This window comes from Pseudoxanthomonas japonensis (genome assembly GCF_043632995.1).
In the GTDB taxonomy this organism is placed as follows: domain Bacteria; phylum Pseudomonadota; class Gammaproteobacteria; order Xanthomonadales; family Xanthomonadaceae; genus Pseudoxanthomonas_A; species Pseudoxanthomonas_A japonensis.
The window spans coordinates 1,682,058-1,700,989 of the sequence record NZ_CP171632.1 but is presented as its reverse complement, the minus strand read 5'-3'; the positions used below and the strand labels follow the sequence as shown (position 1 = coordinate 1,700,989).

The following is an 18,932-nucleotide window of genomic DNA, read 5'->3' as shown; positions in this document are numbered from 1 at the left end:
AGGTGGACGATAGCGCACCTAGCTCTTCAACAGGTGCGGATGCCGAACCTGCCCTTCCCCACGCACCACAAACCGCTCCACCGTCAGCGCCTCCAGCCCCATGGGACCATACGAATGTAGGCGCGTGGTGGAGATACCAATCTCCGCGCCCAACCCCAGCTCTCCGCCATCCGAGAACCGCGATGAGGCGTTGACCATCACCACGGCTGACCGCAATGCGTTGAGGAACTTCTCCGCATGCACGGAATCACGGGTGACGATGACCTCCGTGTGGTCTGACGTATAACGACGGATGTGGACAATGGCGGCGTCCAGATCGTCCACCACACCGACCGCAATCACCAGATCGAGGAACTCGGCGGCGAAATCCTCGTCCGTCGCGGCGACTGCGCCCGGCATCAGCACCCGTGCCCCGGCATCCGCCCGCACCTCGACACCCCGCGCACGCAGCGCCTCAGCCGCACGCGGCAGGAACGACGGCGCGACATCGCGATGGACCAGCAGCGTCTCCAGCGAGTTGCAGGCCGACGGCCGCGATACCTTGCCGTCCAGCAGCAGGGCCAGCGCCAGGTCCTCGTCCGCGCCCGCGTCCACGTACTGGTGACAGACGCCCTTGTAGTGTTTGATCACCGGCACCCGTGCGTGTTCTGCGACGAAACGGATCAACCCCTCGCCACCACGCGGGATGACCAGGTCGATCACGTCGCTGAGCTGGATCAGCTCCAGGATGGTCTCGCGGCGCAGATCCTCGACCAGCATCAGCACCGCGTCCGGCAAGCCGGCTTCGCGTAATGCGCGCTTCAACGACACCGCGATGGCGGCGTTGGAGTGGATCGCTTCCGAGCCGCCGCGCAGGATCACCGCGTTGCCCGCCTTCAGGCACAAGGCCGCCGCGTCCGCGGTGACGTTCGGACGCGCCTCGTAGATCATCGCGATGACGCCGAGTGGAACGCGCACGCGTTCCACATGGATACCGTTGGGCCGGTCGTAGGCGCGGGTCACCTGCCCGACCGGATCCGGCAACTCCGCCACCTCGCGCACGGCCGCGGCGATGCCCTGCAGGCGGGACGCATCCAGCCGCAAGCGGTCCAGCATGGCGCTGCCGATGCCCTTCGCCGATGCCGCCTCGAGGTCGCGCGCATTGGCAGCCAGAATCGTGGCCTCATCGGCCAGCAGCGCATCGGCCATCGCGCGCAGCAGCGCGTTCTTCGCCTCCGTCGGCAGGCCCGCGATGGCGGTCGCCGCGGCGCGGCATTCCAGCGCCAACGTCTTGATGTCGGTCATGCGACCTCCTTGCTCACGATCGATCATGGAACCCATGCCCTTGTAGGAGCGCCCTCGGGCGCGATGCTTTTCGATCTGAAATCCCGGGCAGAAGCATCGCGCCCAAGGGCGCTCCTACAAAATGCGAGCGATGCAGGCGATGCGAATGATGCGTGCGATGTGCGCAATGCGTTCGGTGCGTGCAGACGAACCATCACAGCAGCACCAGATCGTCGCGATGGACGACGTTCTCGCCGTAGGTGTAACCGAGGATGGCTTCGATTTCGCGCGAATGGCGGCGTGCGATGCGGCGGATGTCGACCGCCGAGTACTGGCTGACGCCGCGCGCGATGCGGCGGTCGCCGGCCTCGTCGCGCAACACCAGCTCGACCATGTCGCCACGGCGGAAATCGCCCTCGGCCGTGGCCACGCCGCCGGGCAGCAGCGAGGCGCCCCTCTGCCCCATCGCGTTCGCCGCGCCGGCATCGACCACGATGGCGCCGGCTTCCACGGGCACGTTGCGCAACCAGTACTTGCGCGCCGCCAGGCGATTCTGCGCCGGGCGGAACCGCGTGCCGAGCAGCGCGCCGCGCGACAGCGCCGACAGCGTCGCCGCCTGCGTGCCGTTGAACAGGAAGGTCTCGATGCCGGCCGCTGCCGCCTTGGCCGCCGCTTCCAGCTTGGTATGCATGCCACCGGTGCCGACACCGCTGCCGGCGCCGCCAGCCATGGCGAAGAACGCCGGCGTCAGCGCCTCGACATCGAGGATCGGCTGCGCCTCGGCGTGCGTGCGCGGGTTGGCGGTGTAGAAGCCGTCGATGTCGGTGGCGATGAACAGCGCATCGGCATCGATCAGCGCAGCGACGACCGCGGCCAGGTTGTCGTTGTCGCCGAGCTTGAGCTCGTCGACGGAGACGGTGTCGTTCTCGTTGACCACCGGCAACGCGCCCAGCGCCAGCAGCTCCTGCAGCGTGGCGCGCGCGTTGAGGTAGCGACGGCGGTTGCGCAGGTCGTCGTGGGTAAGCAGCACCTGCGCCACCGGACGGTCGAAGAAGCGCTGCCACAGCGCGATCAGCTGCGCTTGCCCCAGCGCCGCCAACGCCTGCCGTTCGGCCATCGCCACGCCGGCCTGCGGCTTGCGGTGCAGCAGGCCGCGTCCGGCGGCAACCGCGCCGGAGGACACGATGACGACCTCGCGCCCGGCGGCGATGCTGGACGACACGAACTGCGCCAGGTTCAGCGCGTGGCGCGGGCTGAGCCCCTCGCCTTCAGCCGCCAGCAGGCTGCTGCCCACCTTGAGCACCGCGCGACGCCAGGCCGGCAACGGTTGTTCGGAGAACGGCGGCGGCATGGCGAGGGTCATCGGGTCAGCTCAGCGGGTATTCCATTCGTGGACGGTGAGGTCGGAGGTGCCGGTCAGCGCCAGGGGATCGCGCGAGGCGATCGCCTTCGCCTCCTCCAGCGAGGCGACGTTCACCAGCACGTAGGCACCGCCGCTCCTGTCGCTGAAGCCACCCGTCATCTCGAGTTGCCCGGCGGCACGCAGTTCATCGAGGAACGCGAGATGCGGTGCGATCACCGCATCATCGAACGAGGGGCGACGCATCGCCATGACGAGGTAGCGGATCACAGCGCATCCCAGCGGGCGAGCAGTTCGTCCAGCCGCAGGTCGGCGGCGGCGCCGGGCGACACGCGCGCGGCGAGGCTGCCTTCTGGCGTGCGACCCTGCCCCGCGCTGTCGGCGGAGGCCGCAGCGGCCTTGTAGGCCTCGCGAAACGGCACGCCGGCAACAGCTGCCTCGACCGCGACATCGGTGGCATACATGCCGGAATCGATGCCGGCACGCAGCTTGTCTTCGCGCCACTCGAGGTTGGCCAGCAGCGCGGGCAGCAGTTCCAGTGCCGGCAGGCCACGGCCGAAGCCATGGAAGATCGCGCCCTTGCTGGCCTGCAGATCGCGGTGGTAGCCGGACGGCAGCGACAGCAGCTGTTCGATCTCGCTGCGCGCGGCCGACACGCTGGCGTGGGTGGCGCGCATCAGCTCGATGACGTCGGGATTGCGCTTGTTCGGCATGATCGAACTGCCGGTGGTGTACTGCGCCGGCAGCGCGACGAAACCGAATTCCGCGCTGGTGAACAGCGACAGATCCCAGGCGATGCGGCGCAGGTCCAGCGTGGCACCGCCGAGCGCTTCCAGCGCGGCCAGTTCGAACTTGCCGCGCGAGAGCTGCGCGTAGATCGGGCTGACCTGCATGCGCGCGAAGCCGAGTGCGGCGGTCGTGTGCTCGCGGTCCAGCTTCAGGTTGACGCCGTAGCCGGCGGCCGTGCCGAGCGGATTGGCGTCGACCAGCTTCAGCGTGTCGCGCGCACGCGTGGTGTTGTCGATGAAGGCCTCGGCCCAGCCCGCCCACCACATGCCAGCCGACGAGACGACGGCCCGCTGGATATGCGTGTAGCCGGGGATGGGCAGGTCACGTTCGGCCTGCGCGCGGTCCAGCGCGACCTTGGCGATCTCGCGCGACAGCACCGCCACGCGCGCCAGCTTTTCCTTCAGCCACAAACGGGTGGCGACCAGAATCTGGTCGTTGCGGCTGCGGCCGGTGTGGATCTTGCGGCCGGCATCACCGAGGCGCTCGGTCAGACGCGCCTCGATGGCGGAGTGGCCGTCCTCGAAGCGCTCGTCCAGCACGAAATCGCCGCGGCGGAAATCCTCGGCCAGCGTCGCGAGTTCGCGCTTCAGCCCGGCCAGTTCGTCGCCCGACAGGATGCCGGTGCGCTGCAGGCCTTCGGCATGCGCGGCGCTGGCCTGGATGTCGTGCAGGAAGAACTCGCGGTCGAGCACCACGTCATCGCCAGCCAGGAAACGCTGGATCTCCGCGTCCACCGCCACGCCGGGTTTTTGCCACAACAAGTCAGACATCGTGTCTCTCCGCCAGAAATTGCCGATCCCTCGCTCTTTTCCTTCTCCCTCCGGGAGAAGGTGGCCCAAAGGGCCGGATGAGGGTGCGGCGCGCTGGCTGCCTGCAGCTTCGCCGTACCCTCACCCCAACCCCTCTCCCGGAGGGAGAGGGGCTTTCAAACCTGTTCCGGATTCTCCGGGATAGCAGTGAATTCATCGAAGCCGAATGCCAGATTGAGGTTCTGCATCGCCTGCGTCGCCGCGCCCTTGAGCAGGTTGTCCAGCGTGGCGACCACGACCAGCCGCTTGCCGCCGGGTGCCAGGGTGAAACCACCGATCTCCACGCCGTGCCGGCCGGCGATGCGGCTGACCCACGGCGCTTCGTCGAGGATATGGATCAAAGGTTCGGCCGCATAGCGCTCGCGGTACAGCGCGCGGACCTCGTCGATCTTCATCGCCTGCTGCAGCCACAAATTTACCGTCATGGTGATGCCGCGGAAATGCGGCGCCACGTGCGGCATGAACTCGACCGGCACGCGAAGCTGCCGGCTGACCTCGCGCTCGTGCATGTGGTCGGTCAGCGCGTACGGCATCAGGTTGTCGCGCAGCAGCTCGGTGTTGTTCTTGTCCGATGGCGACGTGCCCGCGCCGGAATAGCCGGACACGCCGAAGCACTGCGGCGGCCCCGCCAGCCGGTCGCGCAGCGGCGCGATGGCCAGCTGCATGGCGGTGGCATAGCAGCCGGGGTTGCTGATGCGCTTCTCACCGGCGTACTTCTGCCGGGTCAGTTCGGGCAGGCCGTAGTACCAGTGTTCGTCGAAGCGGTAATCCGCGGACAGGTCGACCACGACGGTATCGGGTGCCTGCGCATCGATGGCGGCGACCAGCTCGGCGGCCTTGCCGTTGGGCAGCGCCAGGATCACGGCGTCCGCGCCCTTGCCGCCGACCTGCTCGTGGCTCAGGTTCTCGTAGCACAGCTCGCCAACGAACCCGGCGATATGGTCGCTGACCTTCTGGCCGGCGAGTTCGCGGGAGGACACGAAGGCCAGTTCGAGATGCGGATGGCGGGCGATCAGGCGGATCAGCTCCGCGCCGGTGTGGCCGCGGGCGCCGACGATGCCGACGGTCTTCTTGTTGCTCATGGGGAATCCTGTTCGTGCTGCGCCAGCCTGGCCTGCAGGTTGCGTTTCACCGCGGGCCATTCGCTGTCGATGATGGAAAAGACGACGGTATCGCGCGGCGACCCGTCGGCGTGGCGCTTGTGGTTGCGCAGCACGCCGTCCTGCTTGGCGCCCAGGCGGGCGATGGCCGCGCGCGAGCGCTGGTTGAACCAGCTGGTCTCGAACACCACGCTGATGCAGCCCAGCGTCTCGAACGCGTGGGTGAGCAGCAGCAGCTTGGTCTCGGTGTTGATCCCCGTGCGTTGCACATCCGGCGCATACCAGGTGTAGCCGATGCTGAGCTTGGGTACATCCGCTTCCAGCCCGTAGTAGCGCGTGCTGCCCACCACGCGGCCATCGGCATCCAGCACCACGAACGGCAGCACGCGGCCCTCGGCCTGCGCCGCCAGCACCGCATCCACGTAGCCCGCCGCCTCGTCAGCCTTCGGCACACTGGTGAACCACAAGGCGGCCAGCGCATCGCCGGCCAATGCCGTGCGCAAGCCAGCGACGTGGTCACGCGACATCGGCTCCAGGCGGGCATGGCGACCCGCAAGAACGGGAACCTGCTGCCAGGCGGCGGGAAGGGACATGTCGGCCACGTCAGTCCTTCAGCGTCGGCAGCCGCGTGCGGCAATGCGCGACGCAGCGCTCGATATCGCCGAAAGCCTCGATGCCATACCAGAAGACCTTCCACTTCTCCTGCTTGTAGCAGCCGTCCGATTCGGCGTAGTAGAAGATGTTGACCGGGTTGTTGTGGCGCGAACGCCAGAACAGCTGCGGATTCTCCTCGCGCATCACGTGCCAGACCGCGCGGCCCAGGCCTTCGCCCTGCGCATCGTCCAACACGGCGAACTTGTCGAGATAGGCGAAGCCCTCTTCCTGCGTCAGGATCAGCGCGGTGCGGTAGTTCTCGCTGATGTAGACGCGGTACGGCGTGGTGCGCTCGAAATAATCAGGCAGCAGCGTCCGGCCGAAACTGGATTCGATCAGCGTCTTCAGGCGCGGCAGGTCCACGCCGTCCCAGCCATCCTGGAAGCGCAGCACGCGCTCGCCGCGGCGCACCAGCGTGCCGGAGCCACGGTGGGTGAACAGTTCCTTGGCCAGTTCGGCGGGCTTGGTGATCGACACCGACGAGGTCAGCGGCAGGCGGTCCAGCAGATCCTTGATCTGCTCGATCTTCACCCGCATGCCGCCGTTGATCCACGGCTGCGCCATCAGCTCGTCGTACTCGGTGGACAGGTTGATCGAGTCGATGACGCGACCCTCCGCATCCAGCAGGCCACCGGTGCCGGTCAGGAAGATGATCTTGTACGGCTGCAGCACCTGCACCAGTTCGTTGGCGGCGAAGTCGGCGTTGATGTTGAGGATCTGCCCGCCGATGGTCTCGCCCATGCTGGCGATCACCGGAATCGAGCCGGCCTTCAGGCTGGCCTCGATCGGCGACTGATTGATGCGCGTGACGTCGCCGACCAGCCCGTAGGTGGCCTGGTCCTTGTACTCGGCCTCGAACACGCCGGAGACGATCGACGTGGCGCGCGCGCCGACCTGCTGCAGCGCCTCGACCAGCGCCAGGTTCTGCTGCAGGAACACCTTGCGCACGATGGCGAGCACGTCCGGCGTGGTCACGCGCAAGCCGTTGACGGTCTGCTTGGTGATGCCGGCGGCGGTCATCTCCTCGTCCAGCTGCGGGCCGGCGCCGTGCACGACGATGGGCGTCAGGCCCACTTCCTGCAGGAAGGTCAGCGACGACGTCAGCGCTTCCAGGTCGTCGCGCAGCACCGCGCCGCCGACCTTGACCACGGCGAAGCGCTTGGCGTCCAGCTGCGAGAAGCGCTTGACGTACTGCGAGATCTCCTTAGCACTGGCCATGCTGGACAGCAGGCGGATGATGGTCTGGCGGGTCTGCTTGTTCGATTCCATGTCTTTGCTTGTCGTAGGGTGGGCCTTGGCCCACCGTCGTCATCGGGTTGCGCACGGCGGGCCGAGGCCCGCCCTACGGTGTTACTGGAGAATCCGCGCAACGCTCTCGGCATACCGCTGCAACTGCTCCAGCGACACCCATTCGTCGGCGGTATGCGCCTGGGCGATATCGCCAGGCCCGTAGACGAAGGCCGTCAGGCCGGCGGCCGAGAACAGCGAGGCCTCGGTCCAGAAGTCCACCGCGTTGCCGATCGGCAGGCCGAGTTCGTCGGCGAGGTCGCGTGCGGCCAGACGGCGTTCCTCGGCACGCGCGACGTCGCCGGACGGCAGCGACGGGCCTCGGAAGGTCTCTTCGTACTCGGCCAGCGCCTCGGCATTGGCGAAGCCGCGGAACGTGGCGTGCAGCTGGTCCATGTCCTGCGACGGCAGCGGACGGAAGCCGAAGCGGACCTCCGCACTCGGCGCGATCATGTTGGCCTTGATGCCGCCCTCGACCCGGCCGATGTTGAAACGCAGTCCGGTCAGTCCACCGAAACGCAAGTGATGCTGGTCCTGCACGAAGTCCAGCGCCGTCGTGCCCCAGCGCATCGCGTTGTGGAGCGCGCTCAGCGATAGCGCGTTCTCGGCCGAGGCATGACCCGCCCGCCCCGTGAACGCCATGCGCACCGCGCTGATGCCGCGGTGCGCGAGCACCGCTTCGCAACGGGTCGGCTCGGCGATGATCGCCTCGCCGAAGCCGTGATCGCGCGCCAGGAACGCGGCAATGCAGCGCGCATCGTTCGCTTCCTCATCGGTCGTGAACAGGAACGCGGCATCGCCCTGCGTCACCTGCGCCGCCGCGACCAGCGCGGCGGCAGCGCCCTTGATGTCGCAGGCCCCCAGGCCGATGGCCCGGTCGCCTTCGATGCGCAGCACGTGCGGACTGGCGCTCCACGCCGGCGACGACGGCACCGTGTCCAGGTGCACGTTGAACACCCGCTTCGGCTGTCCGCGCACGGCGAAGAACGACACCGCGCCGGCACCGTGGTCGGTCACCTCGATGCGGAAGTCCGGCAGTTGCGCGCGCAGGTAATCGAAGATCCCGTCCGTGCCGATATCGCGTGGCGGATTGCGGGTATCGAACGACACCAGCTTTTCGAGATGTTGGAGAACGGATTGCAGCATGGTGTGTGTCCGTGGACCGTCGTCGTTTCATTCGTCATCCCGGCGGCTCTCAACAGCCGGATGGCTGGTAACGCCGGGATCCATCTTGCTCTTGCCTCTAACGCATCCGAGGCAGAATCAACGTGGATTCCAGCTTGCGCTGGAATGACGTGGTGAGTTGTCGCGCGTGCTCAGCGATTGATCTCGGCCCACAGGGTCGAGCTCATGCCGAACAGCTTGATGAAGCCTTCCGCCTCCTCCACGCCCCAGTCGGCCGACTGCGCGTAGGTAGCGCCCTTGGCGTTGAGGATGTGCGGCGACGTCACCGCTACCGCGTCGACGCGGCCGCCGCGGGTCTCCAGCATCACCTCGCCGTTGACGACGGCCTGCGAGGACTGCAGGAACGCCTCCAGGTCCGCCTTCAGCGGGTCGTGGTAGAAGCCTTCGTACACCAGCTCCACCCACTTGCGCGCGACCTCGGGCTTGAAGCGGTTCTGCTGCTTGGTCAGCACCGTCTCTTCCAGCGCGCGGTGCGCGGCCAGCAGCGACACCAGGCCCGGCGCTTCGAACACGATGCGGCCCTTCAGGCCGATCACGGTGTCGCCGGTGTACACGCCACGACCCACGCCATAGGGCGCGAACAATGCGTTCAACTTCGCCAGCAACGCGGCGCCGGCAACGGGCTTGCCGTCCAGGCTGACCGCTTCGCCGTGCTTGAAGCCGATGGTCACCCGCAGCGGCGCCTCGGGCCACTCGGCGCGCGGCGCGCACCAGCCGCGCGCACCTTCGCCGGGCGCTTCCCACTTGTCGATCTCGCCGCCAGACATGGTCAGGCCCAGCAGGTTCTCGTTGATCGTGTAGCTCTTCTGCTTGGCGCGCACGCCGAAGCCGCGTTCTTCCAGGTAGGCCTGTTCGTAGGCGCGCGTCTGCGTGTGTTCCTTCTGGATCTCGCGGATCGGCGCCACGATGCGGTAGTCGCCGCTGGCCTTCACCGCCAGGTCGAAGCGCACCTGGTCGTTACCCATGCCGGTGCAGCCGTGCGCGATGGCGTTTGTGCCCAGTTCGGCGGCGCGCTTCAGCGCGGCGTCGACGATCAGGTAGCGGTCGGACACCAGCAGCGGGTACTGGCCCTGGTAGCCCTCGCCCGCCCACACGAACGGCTTGACGAAACCGTCCCAGATGGCAGGACCGCCATCGACGGTGACGTGGCTGGCCACGCCCAGTTCGGCGGCGCGCTGCTCGATGAAGGCGCGCTCTTCCGCATCCACGCCGCCGGTGTCGGCGAACACGGTATGCACGTTCCAGCCGCGCTCCTTCAGGTAGGGCACGCAGAAGCTGGTGTCGAGGCCGCCGGAGAAGGCGAGGACGATGTCTTTGGATTCGGAAGCAGTCATTTCTGAGGTCTCAAGTGATGTGCCCCCTCCCCCGCTTGCGGGGGAGGGTCGGGGTGGGGGCAATGGGATGGGGCCGAACTTTCCGGAGGCGGTTCGCCCCCATCCCAGCCTTCCCCCGCAGGCGGGGGAAGGAGCAAAACCGGGTTACTTCACCAAGGCCGCCATGATCGCCTTCTGCACGTGCAGTCGGTTCTCGGCTTCGTCGATGGCGATGCACTGCGGCGAATCCATCACGCCATCGGTGGCCTTGACGTTGCGGCGCAGCGGCAGGCAGTGACTGAAGACGCCGTTGTTGGTCAGCGCCATCTTCCGTTCGTCGACGATGAAGTGCTGGTACTGGTCGCGGATCGGCTTCTCCGGCTCCCAGTTGCCGAAGAACGGCAGCGCGCCCCAGCTCTTGGCATACACCACGTCGGCGCCGGCATAGGCGCTGTCGATGTCGTGGCTGACCGTGAGCGAACCGCCGCTCTCGGCCACGTTCTGTTCGGCCCAGCCCATGTAGCGCTCGTCCAGCACATAGTCAGGCGTCGGGCACAGCAGGGTCACGTCCATGCCCATGCGCGTGGCGATGGTCAGCGCCGAGTTGGCGACGGCGGTGTTCAGCGGCTTGGGATGGTAGGTCCAGGTGAGCACGTACTTCTTGCCGCGCAGAGCCTGGGTGCCGAAGTGCTCCTGCAGCGCAAGCGCATGCGCCAGCTCCTGGCAGGGATGGGTGATGGTTTCCATGTTGATCACAGGTACCGGCGAATACTTGGCGAACGACTTCAGCACGATGTCCTCGCGGTCGTAGGCCCAGTCGACGAACTTCGGGAACGCGCGCACGCCGATCAGGTCGACGTAGCGGCCCAGCACCTTCGCCACCTCGGCGATATGCTCCTCGGTGTCGCCGTCCATCACCGTGCCGAGGTTGAACTCGATGGGCCACGCATCCTTGCCCGGTTGCAGCACGACCGCATGGCCGCCCAGCTGGAACGCCCCCAGCTCGAAGCTGGTGCGGGTGCGCATGGACGGGTTGAAGAACACCAGCGCGACGGACTTGCCCTTCAGCGCGTCACCCACCTTGTGCTGCTTGTAGAGGGCGGCCTGCGTCAGCAACGCATCGAGGTCGCTGCGGCTCCAGTCCTGCGTGTTCAAGAAGTGCTTCATTACGGCATCCTGGTGTCGGGAATGTGGCAAAACGGGCTTCGGAAACGAAAAAACCCAGCCTCTGGCTGGGTTCCGGTGAACAGGCGACGACGTCCGGGGTACCCAGCTAGAGGCAGGATTCCGGTCGACGCGCACGCGAGGTCATGCTCGAGGCCTGCGAGGCCGCGCTGTCAGCATGGGCGTGTGCGTTCATCTTCATGGGCGCGAATGCTCGCATGTGCTGCGGCGCAGCGCAAGGACGGATTCGGTTGCGTGTGCAACCGTGCACGAATCAGGGACCGCTGGCGGTCGGCTGGACCGGCGCCACGTAGGGCACCACGGAGATGCGGATGCGCAGGCGGTTGCCGGGATCTTCGGCCAGCCGCGAGCGGTACTTCACGCCCTTGTAGATGTAGTCCACGTCGTAGGCGATGGGGCGCTGGAACTCGCGCTCGATCGGCACGATGCGGCAATTGACCTTGACCGCGGGCAGCGTCACCGGAGGCGTCTGCGCCGGCTCTTCATCGCTACCGAACCAGCCTCGCACCGAGCTGACCATCCGGCTCCAGCGACCCTCTTCTTTGGCTTCCTGCGCAGGCGCTTCGGCCTTGGATGCCGGTACTTCATCGCAACGCTGTTCGGTGCGGGTCGCCCGCAGGGTCTGGTACACCGGCTCCACGCCCAGCACCTGCGCATAATCCAGGCGCACGTTCTCCGTCGGGATCACGCGCTCCTGCGCCACGACCGGGGCGGCGAACAGGAGGCAGGACAGGAAAAGGGTGGTGCGGAGGCGGGGCATGTGGCCTGCAAGCGGTATCCAGGGGGCCCAGTGTAAGAACCACGCCTTGAGTCACGCTGAACATCGGCCGCCCCCAAGCCCGCGCGGCCCCTGCAAGCGGCACAGGCGGTAGAATTCCACGGCTCTCCCCTGCCCTGTCCTCATGACCCTGCGCCTGCACAACAACCTCACCCGCCGGGTCGAGGACTTCGCTCCCCTTGGCCCGATCCCCACGATGTACGTCTGCGGGCCCACCGTCTACAACTACGTCCACATCGGCAATGCGCGCGGCCCGGTGGTATTCGGCGTGCTGGCGGCCCTGCTGCGCCGGCGCTACGGTGGCCTGCGCTACGCCCGCAACATCACCGACGTGGACGACAAGATCAACGCGGCGGCCAAGGAGCTGGGCGTGGCGATCTCCGCCATCACCGACCGCTACGCCGCCGCCTACCGCGAGGACATGGCGGGCCTGGGCGTGACCGGCGAGTTCGCCCCGGACATCGAACCGGCCGCGACCGACCACATCGGCCACATCATCGCGATGATCGAGCAGCTGATCGCCGGCGGTCATGCGTACGCGGCCGAAGGCCATGTGCTGTTTTCGGTCGGCAGCTTCGCGGAGTACGGCAAGCTCTCGCGTCGCGACCCGGAGGAAATGCTGGCCGGCGCCCGCGTGGAAGTCGCCCCCTACAAGCGCGACCCGGGCGATTTCGTGCTGTGGAAGCCCTCCACGCCGGACCTGCCGGGCTGGGACTCGCCCTGGGGCATCGGCCGCCCGGGCTGGCATATCGAATGCTCGGCGATGGCCGCGGCCCACCTGGGCGAAACCATCGACATCCATGCCGGCGGCGTGGACCTGCAGTTCCCGCACCACGAGAACGAAGTGGCGCAAAGCGAATGCGCGCACAAGCACGCCGACGGGTCGCACAAGACGTTCGCGCGCTTCTGGCTGCACAACGGCATGCTGAACTTCGGCGGCGCCAAGATGAGCAAGTCGCTGGGCAACATCGAGAAAGTCCACGACCTGCTGCAGCAACATCCGCCGGAGGCACTTCGCTACGCCTTGCTGTCGGCGCACTACCGGCAGCCGCTGGACTGGTCGGAGGCGCTGGTGGAGCAGTCGAAGAACACGCTGGACCGGCTGTACGGGACGTTGCGTGATTTGGGCGATGTCGATGCTGTTGCGGTGACGCCGCAGGTCATCGAAGACGCGCTGGACGACGATCTCAACACGCCGCAGGCGCTGGCGGAGGTTGCACGCATCGCGGCCGACGCGCGCAAGGCAACCGGTGATGCGGAGAAGCAGCGCCTCAAGAGCGAGTTGCTGGGCGCCGGCCTTGTGCTGGGCCTGTTGCAGCAGGATCCTGCCGAGTGGTTCGGTCGCGGAACTTCGTCGGATGACGATGCGCGCATCCAGGCGCTGATCGACGAGCGCGCGGCGGCGAAGAAAGCACGCGATTTTGCCCGATCGGATGCCATCCGCGACCAACTGGCGGCGGAAGGTATCCTGCTGGAAGACACGCCGCAGGGCGTGCGCTGGAAGCGGGCGTGATCCGATCTTTCCTTCTCCCGTCGGGAGAAGGTGGCGCGAAGCGCCGGATGAGGGTGTGCCGCAGTCGCTTATCCGAGAGATGTAACCGTGAGCGAGCCACAGCGAGAAAAGGAAATGAATAGCCGGGGGTTCGCCTCTGCAACTCGCTGCGGCTCGCTCGTCATCACAGGTGCCGAGTTGTTGTTGGGGCGCCCCCAACCCCTCTCCCGAGGGGAGAAGGGCTCCAAACGCAGTAACTGACCGATAACACGATGACCGACACGATCTTCCCGCTCGAACCCACCGCCGCCGACGCGCAGGCCGCCATCAAGGACGAATTCGCCTTCTTTGGCGACTGGTCCGAGCGCTACCAGTACCTGATCGACCTGGGCCGCAAGCTGCCCGCGTTCCCCAAGGAATGGAAGCGCGAGGAGCACCGCCTGCTCGGCTGCCAGTCGATGGTCTGGATCGTGCCCGAAGGCGACGCGGCGAAGCTGGATTTCCACGCCGTCAGTGATTCGGCGATCGTCTCCGGCCTGATCTTCCTGGCCCTGCGCGTGTACTCGGGTCGCTCCGCCGCGGACATCCTGGCCGCCTCGCCCGACTACATCGCCGACATCGGCCTGGCCAAGCACCTCTCGCCCACCCGCAGCAACGGCCTCGCGTCATTGCTGGCCTTCATCCGCGAGACGGCCGCGAACGCGAAGTGAGCCGAACCGGTACGCCTTCCGCCTTCTCGCTGCTCCGCAACCGCGGCTATGCGGCGGTGCTGGCGTACCGCATCTGCGCGCTGCTGTCGTACCAGATCGTCGCCGTCACCGTCGGCTGGCATATCTACGAACTGACCAAGGATCCGTTCTCGCTGGGGCTCGTGGGCCTGGCGGAAGTACTGCCGTTCTTCTGCGTGGCGCCGTTCGCCGGCTATCTGGTCGACCATCTGCCGCGACGGCGCGTCGGCATCCTCGCCTGCACGGCGCTGGCGACCACGGCGGTGATCCTGGTGGCGGTGTCCGCGGGCTGGCTACCGTTCCACGGTACCTGGCCGATCTACGCCGCCATCGCGCTGACCGGCATGGCGCGTTCCTTTCTCAGCCCGGTCTACAACGCGCTGTTCGCGAAAGTGCTGCCGCGCGAGGATTTCGTGCGTGCTGCCGGGCTTGGCAGCGTGATCTTCCAGGCTTCGCTGGTTACCGGGCCGGCACTGGGCGGCCTGCTGGTCGGCTTCGGCGGCAAGACCCTGTCCTATGCGATGGCGGTGGTGTTCGCGCTGCTGGCGGCGACCGTGCTGGCGCGCCTGCGCGTGGAGGAACCCGGACCGCCCGCCGTCAGCCTGCCGGTCTTCGCGAGCATCGCGCAGGGCGCGCGTTTCGTGCTGAACAACCAGATCATGCTGGGCGCGATGGCGCTGGACATGTTCTCCGTCCTGCTCGGCGGCGTGGTGGCGATGCTGCCGGCCTTCATCCACGACATCCTGCACTACGGTCCCGAAGGGCTCGGCATCCTGCGCGCTGCGCCGGCAGCGGGATCGGTCTGCGTGGGCCTGTGGCTGGCCCGCCATCCGCTCCAGAGGAACGCGGGACGCGTGCTGTTGTTCGCCGTCGCCGGCTTCGGCCTGGCGGTCATCGCCTTCGGCCTGTCGCGCAGCTTCTGGCTGTCGGCGGTTATCCTGCTGTTCTACGGCATGTGCGATGGCGTGTCTGTGGTGGTGCGCTCGACCATCCTGCAGCTGTCCACGCCGGACGAGATGCGCGGGCGCGTGTCGTCGATCAACGGCATCTTCGTCAGTTCGTCTAACGAACTGGGTGCCTTCTATGCCGGCACGATGGCCAAGCTGCTGGGGCTGGTGCCGGCGGTCATCCTGGGCGGCTTCGCCATCCTGTCGGTGGCGGGCGTGACCGCGTGGAAGGCGCCGAGGTTGAGGCGGCTGGACCTGCGCGAGCTGCAGTAGCGCGACCGGCGCCCGGACATGAAAAACCCCGCCTGGGCGGGGTTTTTCGTCTGCAGGAACCGAGGGCTCAGTCGCCCTGCTGCTTCTGCATGTGTTCCCAGCGCTCCTGCGCATCGATGGTGCGTTCGGCGGTCAGGCGCGCTTCCAGGCGGTCCAGGCCGATCTCTTCGCCGGTATCGACGCAGTAGCCGTAGTCGCCGGCTTCCAGGCGCTTGAGCGTGCTGTCGATCTTGCCGATCAGCTTGCGGTAGCGGTCGCGGGTGCGCAGTTCCAGCGAGTTCTCGGTCTCGCGGGTCGCGCGCTCGGCTTCGTCGCCGATGTCGCGGACTTCGTCCTTGAGGTTCTCGATGGTCTGCTTGGATTCCTCGACCAGGTCGGCGCGCCATTGCAGCAGGCGCTGGCGGAAGTACTCGAGCTGCAGGGTGCTCATGTACTCCTCGTCGGACGAGGGCTTGTAGCCGGCCGGAATGATCGGGCGACCGCTGGCTTCGTCGATCTTGTAGGGCACTTCTTTCACCTTGCCGCGCACGACCGGCGCCGCAGGGCGGGCAGCCACGGCGACCGCGACCTTGCCCACGGGGCGGGCAACGGCGGGACGGGGGCTCACGGGCGCTTCGACGGCGGTGGAGGCTTTGGCGTTCTTGGTAGTCGGTTTCGGGACTGGCACAGGCTTCGGGGGGGACGGAACCTTGGCGGCGGGCGCCGGGGCCTGGGCAGCCGCCCTGGGGGCGGATGCAGGCACGGGAGTCTTGGTCGCAGCCGCGGTGGGGGCGGACTTTGCCGGAGCCGGCTTGGCGGCAGGCTTCGGTGCGGGGGCAGGAGCGGGTTTCGTGGCCTTGGCCGGCGTCTTCACCGGTGCCGCCTTGGCGGCGGGCGCCTTGGTGGCCGGCGCGGGCGCTGGCTTCTTGGCGACTGCGGGCTTGGTCGCCTTGGCGACCGCCTTCTTGACCGGTGCCGCCTGCTTCGCCGAGGGCTTGGCCGCCGGCTTCTTCGCCGGGACAGCCGCCTTCTTGGCCGGAGCGGCCTTCTTGGCGGCCGCTTTCTTGGCGACAGGCTTGGGGGCCGCTTTCTTCGCTACCGGCTTGGGGGCCGGTTTCTTGGCGACAGCCTTCTTCGCGACAGGCTTCTTGGCGACGGTCTGAGCGGGTTTCTTGGCGGCCTTGACGGCCTTCTTCGCAGGTTTCTTTGCAGCCACGAACAGCGCTTCCTTGGTTCTTCCCGAGCATCGGGAAAGCGCGCTTTTATAGCCTACCCGGCGGGCAGCGGCAACCCGACGCGGTATCATCGGGCCATGCTCGCCCGCCTGCTCATCCTGCTGCTGAAGGGCTACAAGCGCTTCATCAGTCCCATGCTGGGGCCGCGCTGCCGCTTCGTGCCGTCGTGCTCGGAGTACGCCATGGAGGCGATCGGCCGCTTCGGTCCGATGAAGGGCGGCTGGCTGGCGATCCGCCGGATCGGCCGCTGCCATCCCCTGCATCCCGGCGGATACGACCCCGTTCCCCCGCGGGCCGACCCCTCTTCCCCCCATTCCTGCACAGGACCCCACTGATGCCCGCTACCGTCATCGTCAACGCCCGTCTGGTCAATGAAGGCCGTGTCACCGAGGGCGACCTGCGCATCGAGAACGGGCGCATCGCCCGCATCGCCGCCGAGATCCGCCCGCAGGGCGACGACGCCGTGATCGACGCCGCCGGGCGCTGGCTGCTGCCGGGGATGATCGACGACCAGGTGCACTTCCGCGAACCCGGCATGCCGCACAAGGGCGACATGGCGACCGAGTCGGCCGCTGCCGTCGCCGGTGGCCTGACCACCTTCATGGACATGCCCAACACCAGCCCGCCGACGCTCGACGCCGCCGCGCTGGAAGACAAGTACCAGCGCGCCAAGGGCCGGGCCTGGGGCAACTACGGCTTCTATATGGGCGCCAGCAACGACAACCTGGAGGCGATCCGCACGCTGGACCCGAAGACCGCGCCCGGCATCAAGGTGTTCATGGGCGCGTCCACCGGCAACATGCTGGTCGACAACCCGGAAACGCTGGACGCGATCTTCCGCGAGGCGCCCACGCCGATCATCACCCACTGCGAAGACACGCCGATGATCGACGCCAACCTGGCGGCGTTCCAGGCGAAGTACGGCGATGCGCTAAGCGCCGAGCACCATCCGGACATCCGCAGCCGCGAGGCCTGCATCAAGTCCACCCGCCTGGCGATGTCGCTGGCACGCAAGCACGGCACCCGCCTGCACGTGCTGCACATCTCCACCGCCGACGAACTGGCGCTGTTCACGCCGGGTCCGCTGATCGCCGCCGACGGCACGCGCAAGCAGATCACCGCGGAGACCTGCATCCATTTCCTGCGCTTCGACCGCGCCGACTACGCCGCGCTCGGCAACCTGATCAAGTGCAATCCCGCGATCAAGGACGCCAGCGACCGCGAGGCCCTGATCAAGGCGCTGGTGGACGACGTGATCGATGTGCTCGCGACCGACCATGCGCCGCATACGCTGGAAGAGAAGGAAAAGCCTTACGTGCAGGCGCCGTCCGGTCTGCCGCTGGTGCAGTACGCACTGGTCGCGGCGCTGGAACTGGTGCATGAGCAGCGCATGGACGTGACCCGCGTCGTGCAGAAGTTCGCCCACGCCCCCGCGCAGCTGTTCGACGTGAAGGAGCGCGGCTACCTGCGCGAAGGCTATTTCGCCGACCTCGTGCTGATCGACGACGAGCCCTTCACGGTGAAGCGCGAGGACGTGCTGTCGAAGGTCGGCTGGTCGCCGTTCGAAGGCCGCACGTTCCGCTCGCGCATCGGCGCCACCTGGGTCAACGGCCGCATGGTCTGGAACGGCGAGCACCTGGTCGGCACGCCCAATGGCCAGCGCCTGGAGTTCGCGCGTTGAAGCTGGCGGTGGCGGCACTGTTCGCCGCGGTATGTGTCGGGTGGATTCCGCTGGTCGCCGCTCAGGATGCGGTGCCGGCAACACCGGTGTCCCAGGAAGACCGCATCGTGTTCCCCGCCAGCGTGTCGCAGGGCGTGCTGGTGTTCGGCAAGGTACCGCCGGGCAGTCAGGTCCGTTACCGCGACCGCGCGCTGCGCACCACCGGCTACGGCACGGTCGTGTTCGGCGTGGGCCGCGATGAAGCGGGGCCGCTGAAGGTCGATGTCACCACGCCGTCCGGTCGCACGGAATCCGTCAGCGTCGCGGTGACGCCACGCGACTGGCCGGTCGAACGCGTCAACGGCGTGCCACCGAAGACGGTCAACCCTCCTCCCGCCATCGCCGCGCGCATCGAACGCGAGCAGGCCATGGTCACCGCCGCGCGCGTCCGAGACGATGAACGCGCCGACTTCGCGCTGCCGTTCCAGTGGCCCGTGCAAGGCCGCATCAGTGGCCGCTTCGGCAATGCGCGGGTCTATAACGGCCAGCCCGGCGCCGGCCATTCCGGCATGGACATCGCGGCCCCGAACGGGACGCCGATCAAGGCACCGGCCGGTGGCATCGTGACGTTCGCGTCACCGGATCTCTATCTCACCGGCGGCACCGTGCTGCTCGACCACGGCCACGGCGTCAGCTCCAACTTCCTGCACCTGTCGCGCATCGACGTGAAGGTGGGCGACCGCGTGGAACCGGGCCAGGTGATCGGCGCCGTCGGTGCGACCGGGCGTGCGACGGGGCCGCACCTGCATTGGGGGATGAACTGGTTCGATGTCCGAATCGATCCCCTGCTGGTCCTCGAACGCGGGAAGTGAATCGCCTCGCTCTTGTGGGAGCG

Annotated in this window: 18 protein-coding genes; 6 read left to right on the top strand and 12 right to left on the bottom strand. The window is 67.5% G+C overall.

Annotated features, from left to right (window positions below):
• Nucleotides 1–18 precede the first annotated feature (18 nt).
• The 11 genes from ACGHX3_RS07710 to ACGHX3_RS07660 all read right to left on the bottom strand — a co-directional run bounded on the left by ACGHX3_RS07710 (nt 19) and on the right by ACGHX3_RS07660 (nt 11,705).
• A complete protein-coding gene (locus tag ACGHX3_RS07710) occupies nt 19–1,284 on the bottom strand; it encodes a glutamate-5-semialdehyde dehydrogenase (RefSeq protein WP_394696979.1) in 1,266 nt (421 codons plus the stop codon).
• 193 nt (nt 1,285–1,477) lie between these two features.
• A complete protein-coding gene (gene proB / locus ACGHX3_RS07705; protein WP_394696978.1) occupies nt 1,478–2,626 on the bottom strand; it encodes a glutamate 5-kinase in 1,149 nt (382 codons plus the stop codon).
• Nucleotides 2,627–2,635: 9 nt separating this feature from the next.
• Complete coding sequence (locus ACGHX3_RS07700) at nt 2,636–2,875, bottom strand: YciI family protein (protein ID WP_394697258.1); 240 nt, start codon at nt 2,873–2,875, stop codon at nt 2,636–2,638.
• 14 nt (nt 2,876–2,889) lie between these two features.
• Entirely contained in the window at nt 2,890–4,182 is a 1,293-nt protein-coding gene (gene argH / locus ACGHX3_RS07695; RefSeq protein ID WP_394696977.1) for an argininosuccinate lyase, read from the bottom strand.
• 155 nt (nt 4,183–4,337) lie between these two features.
• Nucleotides 4,338–5,303, bottom strand: a complete 966-nt coding sequence (gene argC, locus ACGHX3_RS07690) for an N-acetyl-gamma-glutamyl-phosphate reductase (protein ID WP_394696976.1) — start codon at nt 5,301–5,303, stop codon at nt 4,338–4,340.
• The gene (locus ACGHX3_RS07685) at nt 5,300–5,914 is read right to left on the bottom strand and encodes a GNAT family N-acetyltransferase (protein ID WP_394696975.1); all 615 of its coding nucleotides are present in this window, start codon (nt 5,912–5,914) and stop codon (nt 5,300–5,302) included. Before ACGHX3_RS07685 ends, argC begins: the two co-directional genes overlap by 4 nt.
• 10 nt (nt 5,915–5,924) lie before the next feature.
• Nucleotides 5,925–7,244: an acetylglutamate kinase gene (locus tag ACGHX3_RS07680; RefSeq protein WP_162338206.1), complete on the bottom strand. Its 1,320-nt coding sequence runs from the start codon at nt 7,242–7,244 to the stop codon at nt 5,925–5,927.
• An 81-nt stretch (nt 7,245–7,325) separates the two neighbouring features.
• Nucleotides 7,326–8,408, bottom strand: coding sequence for an acetylornithine deacetylase (locus ACGHX3_RS07675; protein ID WP_394696974.1), 1,083 nt, complete (start codon nt 8,406–8,408; stop codon nt 7,326–7,328).
• Nucleotides 8,409–8,578: 170 nt separating this feature from the next.
• Nucleotides 8,579–9,781, bottom strand: coding sequence for an argininosuccinate synthase (locus ACGHX3_RS07670; protein ID WP_394696973.1), 1,203 nt, complete (start codon nt 9,779–9,781; stop codon nt 8,579–8,581).
• A 144-nt stretch (nt 9,782–9,925) separates the two neighbouring features.
• Complete coding sequence (locus tag ACGHX3_RS07665; RefSeq protein ID WP_394696972.1) at nt 9,926–10,927, bottom strand: N-acetylornithine carbamoyltransferase; 1,002 nt, start codon at nt 10,925–10,927, stop codon at nt 9,926–9,928.
• A 271-nt stretch (nt 10,928–11,198) separates the two neighbouring features.
• Nucleotides 11,199–11,705, bottom strand: coding sequence for a hypothetical protein (locus ACGHX3_RS07660; RefSeq protein ID WP_394696971.1), 507 nt, complete (start codon nt 11,703–11,705; stop codon nt 11,199–11,201).
• A gap of 142 nt (nt 11,706–11,847) precedes the next feature.
• Here ACGHX3_RS07660 and cysS point away from each other — a divergent pair, with 142 nt between their 5' ends.
• The 3 genes from cysS to ACGHX3_RS07645 all read left to right on the top strand — a co-directional run bounded on the left by cysS (nt 11,848) and on the right by ACGHX3_RS07645 (nt 15,163).
• A complete protein-coding gene (gene cysS, locus ACGHX3_RS07655) occupies nt 11,848–13,236 on the top strand; it encodes a cysteine--tRNA ligase (protein WP_394696970.1) in 1,389 nt (462 codons plus the stop codon).
• 251 nt (nt 13,237–13,487) lie between these two features.
• Nucleotides 13,488–13,925: a SufE family protein gene (locus ACGHX3_RS07650; RefSeq protein ID WP_394696969.1), complete on the top strand. Its 438-nt coding sequence runs from the start codon at nt 13,488–13,490 to the stop codon at nt 13,923–13,925.
• Entirely contained in the window at nt 13,922–15,163 is a 1,242-nt protein-coding gene (locus tag ACGHX3_RS07645; protein ID WP_394696968.1) for an MFS transporter, read from the top strand. The genes ACGHX3_RS07650 and ACGHX3_RS07645 overlap by 4 nt, the downstream gene beginning before the upstream one ends.
• A gap of 67 nt (nt 15,164–15,230) precedes the next feature.
• On the opposite strand, the gene dksA is transcribed toward ACGHX3_RS07645, so the two are convergent.
• Nucleotides 15,231–16,358 carry an RNA polymerase-binding protein DksA gene (gene dksA / locus ACGHX3_RS07640; protein WP_394696967.1) on the bottom strand — a complete coding sequence of 376 codons (1,128 nt, stop codon included), beginning with the start codon at nt 16,356–16,358 and terminating at the stop codon, nt 15,231–15,233.
• 96 nt (nt 16,359–16,454) lie between these two features.
• Between dksA and yidD the strand changes: the two genes are divergently transcribed.
• The 3 genes from yidD to ACGHX3_RS07625 are packed head-to-tail and all read left to right on the top strand — an operon-like array spanning nt 16,455 to nt 18,909.
• Nucleotides 16,455–16,712 carry a membrane protein insertion efficiency factor YidD gene (gene yidD, locus ACGHX3_RS07635; RefSeq protein WP_162338197.1) on the top strand — a complete coding sequence of 86 codons (258 nt, stop codon included), beginning with the start codon at nt 16,455–16,457 and terminating at the stop codon, nt 16,710–16,712.
• Complete coding sequence (locus ACGHX3_RS07630) at nt 16,712–18,058, top strand: dihydroorotase (protein WP_394696966.1); 1,347 nt, start codon at nt 16,712–16,714, stop codon at nt 18,056–18,058. Before yidD ends, ACGHX3_RS07630 begins: the two co-directional genes overlap by 1 nt.
• Nucleotides 18,059–18,060: 2 nt before the next feature.
• Nucleotides 18,061–18,909 carry a M23 family metallopeptidase gene (locus ACGHX3_RS07625; protein ID WP_394697257.1) on the top strand — a complete coding sequence of 283 codons (849 nt, stop codon included), beginning with the start codon at nt 18,061–18,063 and terminating at the stop codon, nt 18,907–18,909.
• The last annotated feature ends 23 nt before the right edge of the window (nt 18,910–18,932 follow it).

Coding starts and splice junctions, on each gene's coding strand:
- argH (WP_394696977.1), bottom strand. CDS start 4,182: ATGTCTGACTTGTTGTGGCAAAAACCCGGCGTGGCGGTGGACGCGGAG.
- ACGHX3_RS07650 (WP_394696969.1), top strand. CDS start 13,488: ATGACCGACACGATCTTCCCGCTCGAACCCACCGCCGCCGACGCGCAG.
- ACGHX3_RS07685 (WP_394696975.1), bottom strand. CDS start 5,914: ATGTCCCTTCCCGCCGCCTGGCAGCAGGTTCCCGTTCTTGCGGGTCGC.
- ACGHX3_RS07630 (WP_394696966.1), top strand. CDS start 16,712: ATGCCCGCTACCGTCATCGTCAACGCCCGTCTGGTCAATGAAGGCCGT.
- yidD (WP_162338197.1), top strand. CDS start 16,455: ATGCTCGCCCGCCTGCTCATCCTGCTGCTGAAGGGCTACAAGCGCTTC.
- ACGHX3_RS07660 (WP_394696971.1), bottom strand. CDS start 11,705: ATGCCCCGCCTCCGCACCACCCTTTTCCTGTCCTGCCTCCTGTTCGCC.
- proB (WP_394696978.1), bottom strand. CDS start 2,626: ATGACCCTCGCCATGCCGCCGCCGTTCTCCGAACAACCGTTGCCGGCC.
- ACGHX3_RS07675 (WP_394696974.1), bottom strand. CDS start 8,408: ATGCTGCAATCCGTTCTCCAACATCTCGAAAAGCTGGTGTCGTTCGAT.
- ACGHX3_RS07665 (WP_394696972.1), bottom strand. CDS start 10,927: ATGAAGCACTTCTTGAACACGCAGGACTGGAGCCGCAGCGACCTCGAT.
- ACGHX3_RS07670 (WP_394696973.1), bottom strand. CDS start 9,781: ATGACTGCTTCCGAATCCAAAGACATCGTCCTCGCCTTCTCCGGCGGC.
- ACGHX3_RS07710 (WP_394696979.1), bottom strand. CDS start 1,284: ATGACCGACATCAAGACGTTGGCGCTGGAATGCCGCGCCGCGGCGACC.
- ACGHX3_RS07700 (WP_394697258.1), bottom strand. CDS start 2,875: ATGGCGATGCGTCGCCCCTCGTTCGATGATGCGGTGATCGCACCGCAT.
- ACGHX3_RS07680 (WP_162338206.1), bottom strand. CDS start 7,244: ATGGAATCGAACAAGCAGACCCGCCAGACCATCATCCGCCTGCTGTCC.
- cysS (WP_394696970.1), top strand. CDS start 11,848: ATGACCCTGCGCCTGCACAACAACCTCACCCGCCGGGTCGAGGACTTC.
- argC (WP_394696976.1), bottom strand. CDS start 5,303: ATGAGCAACAAGAAGACCGTCGGCATCGTCGGCGCCCGCGGCCACACC.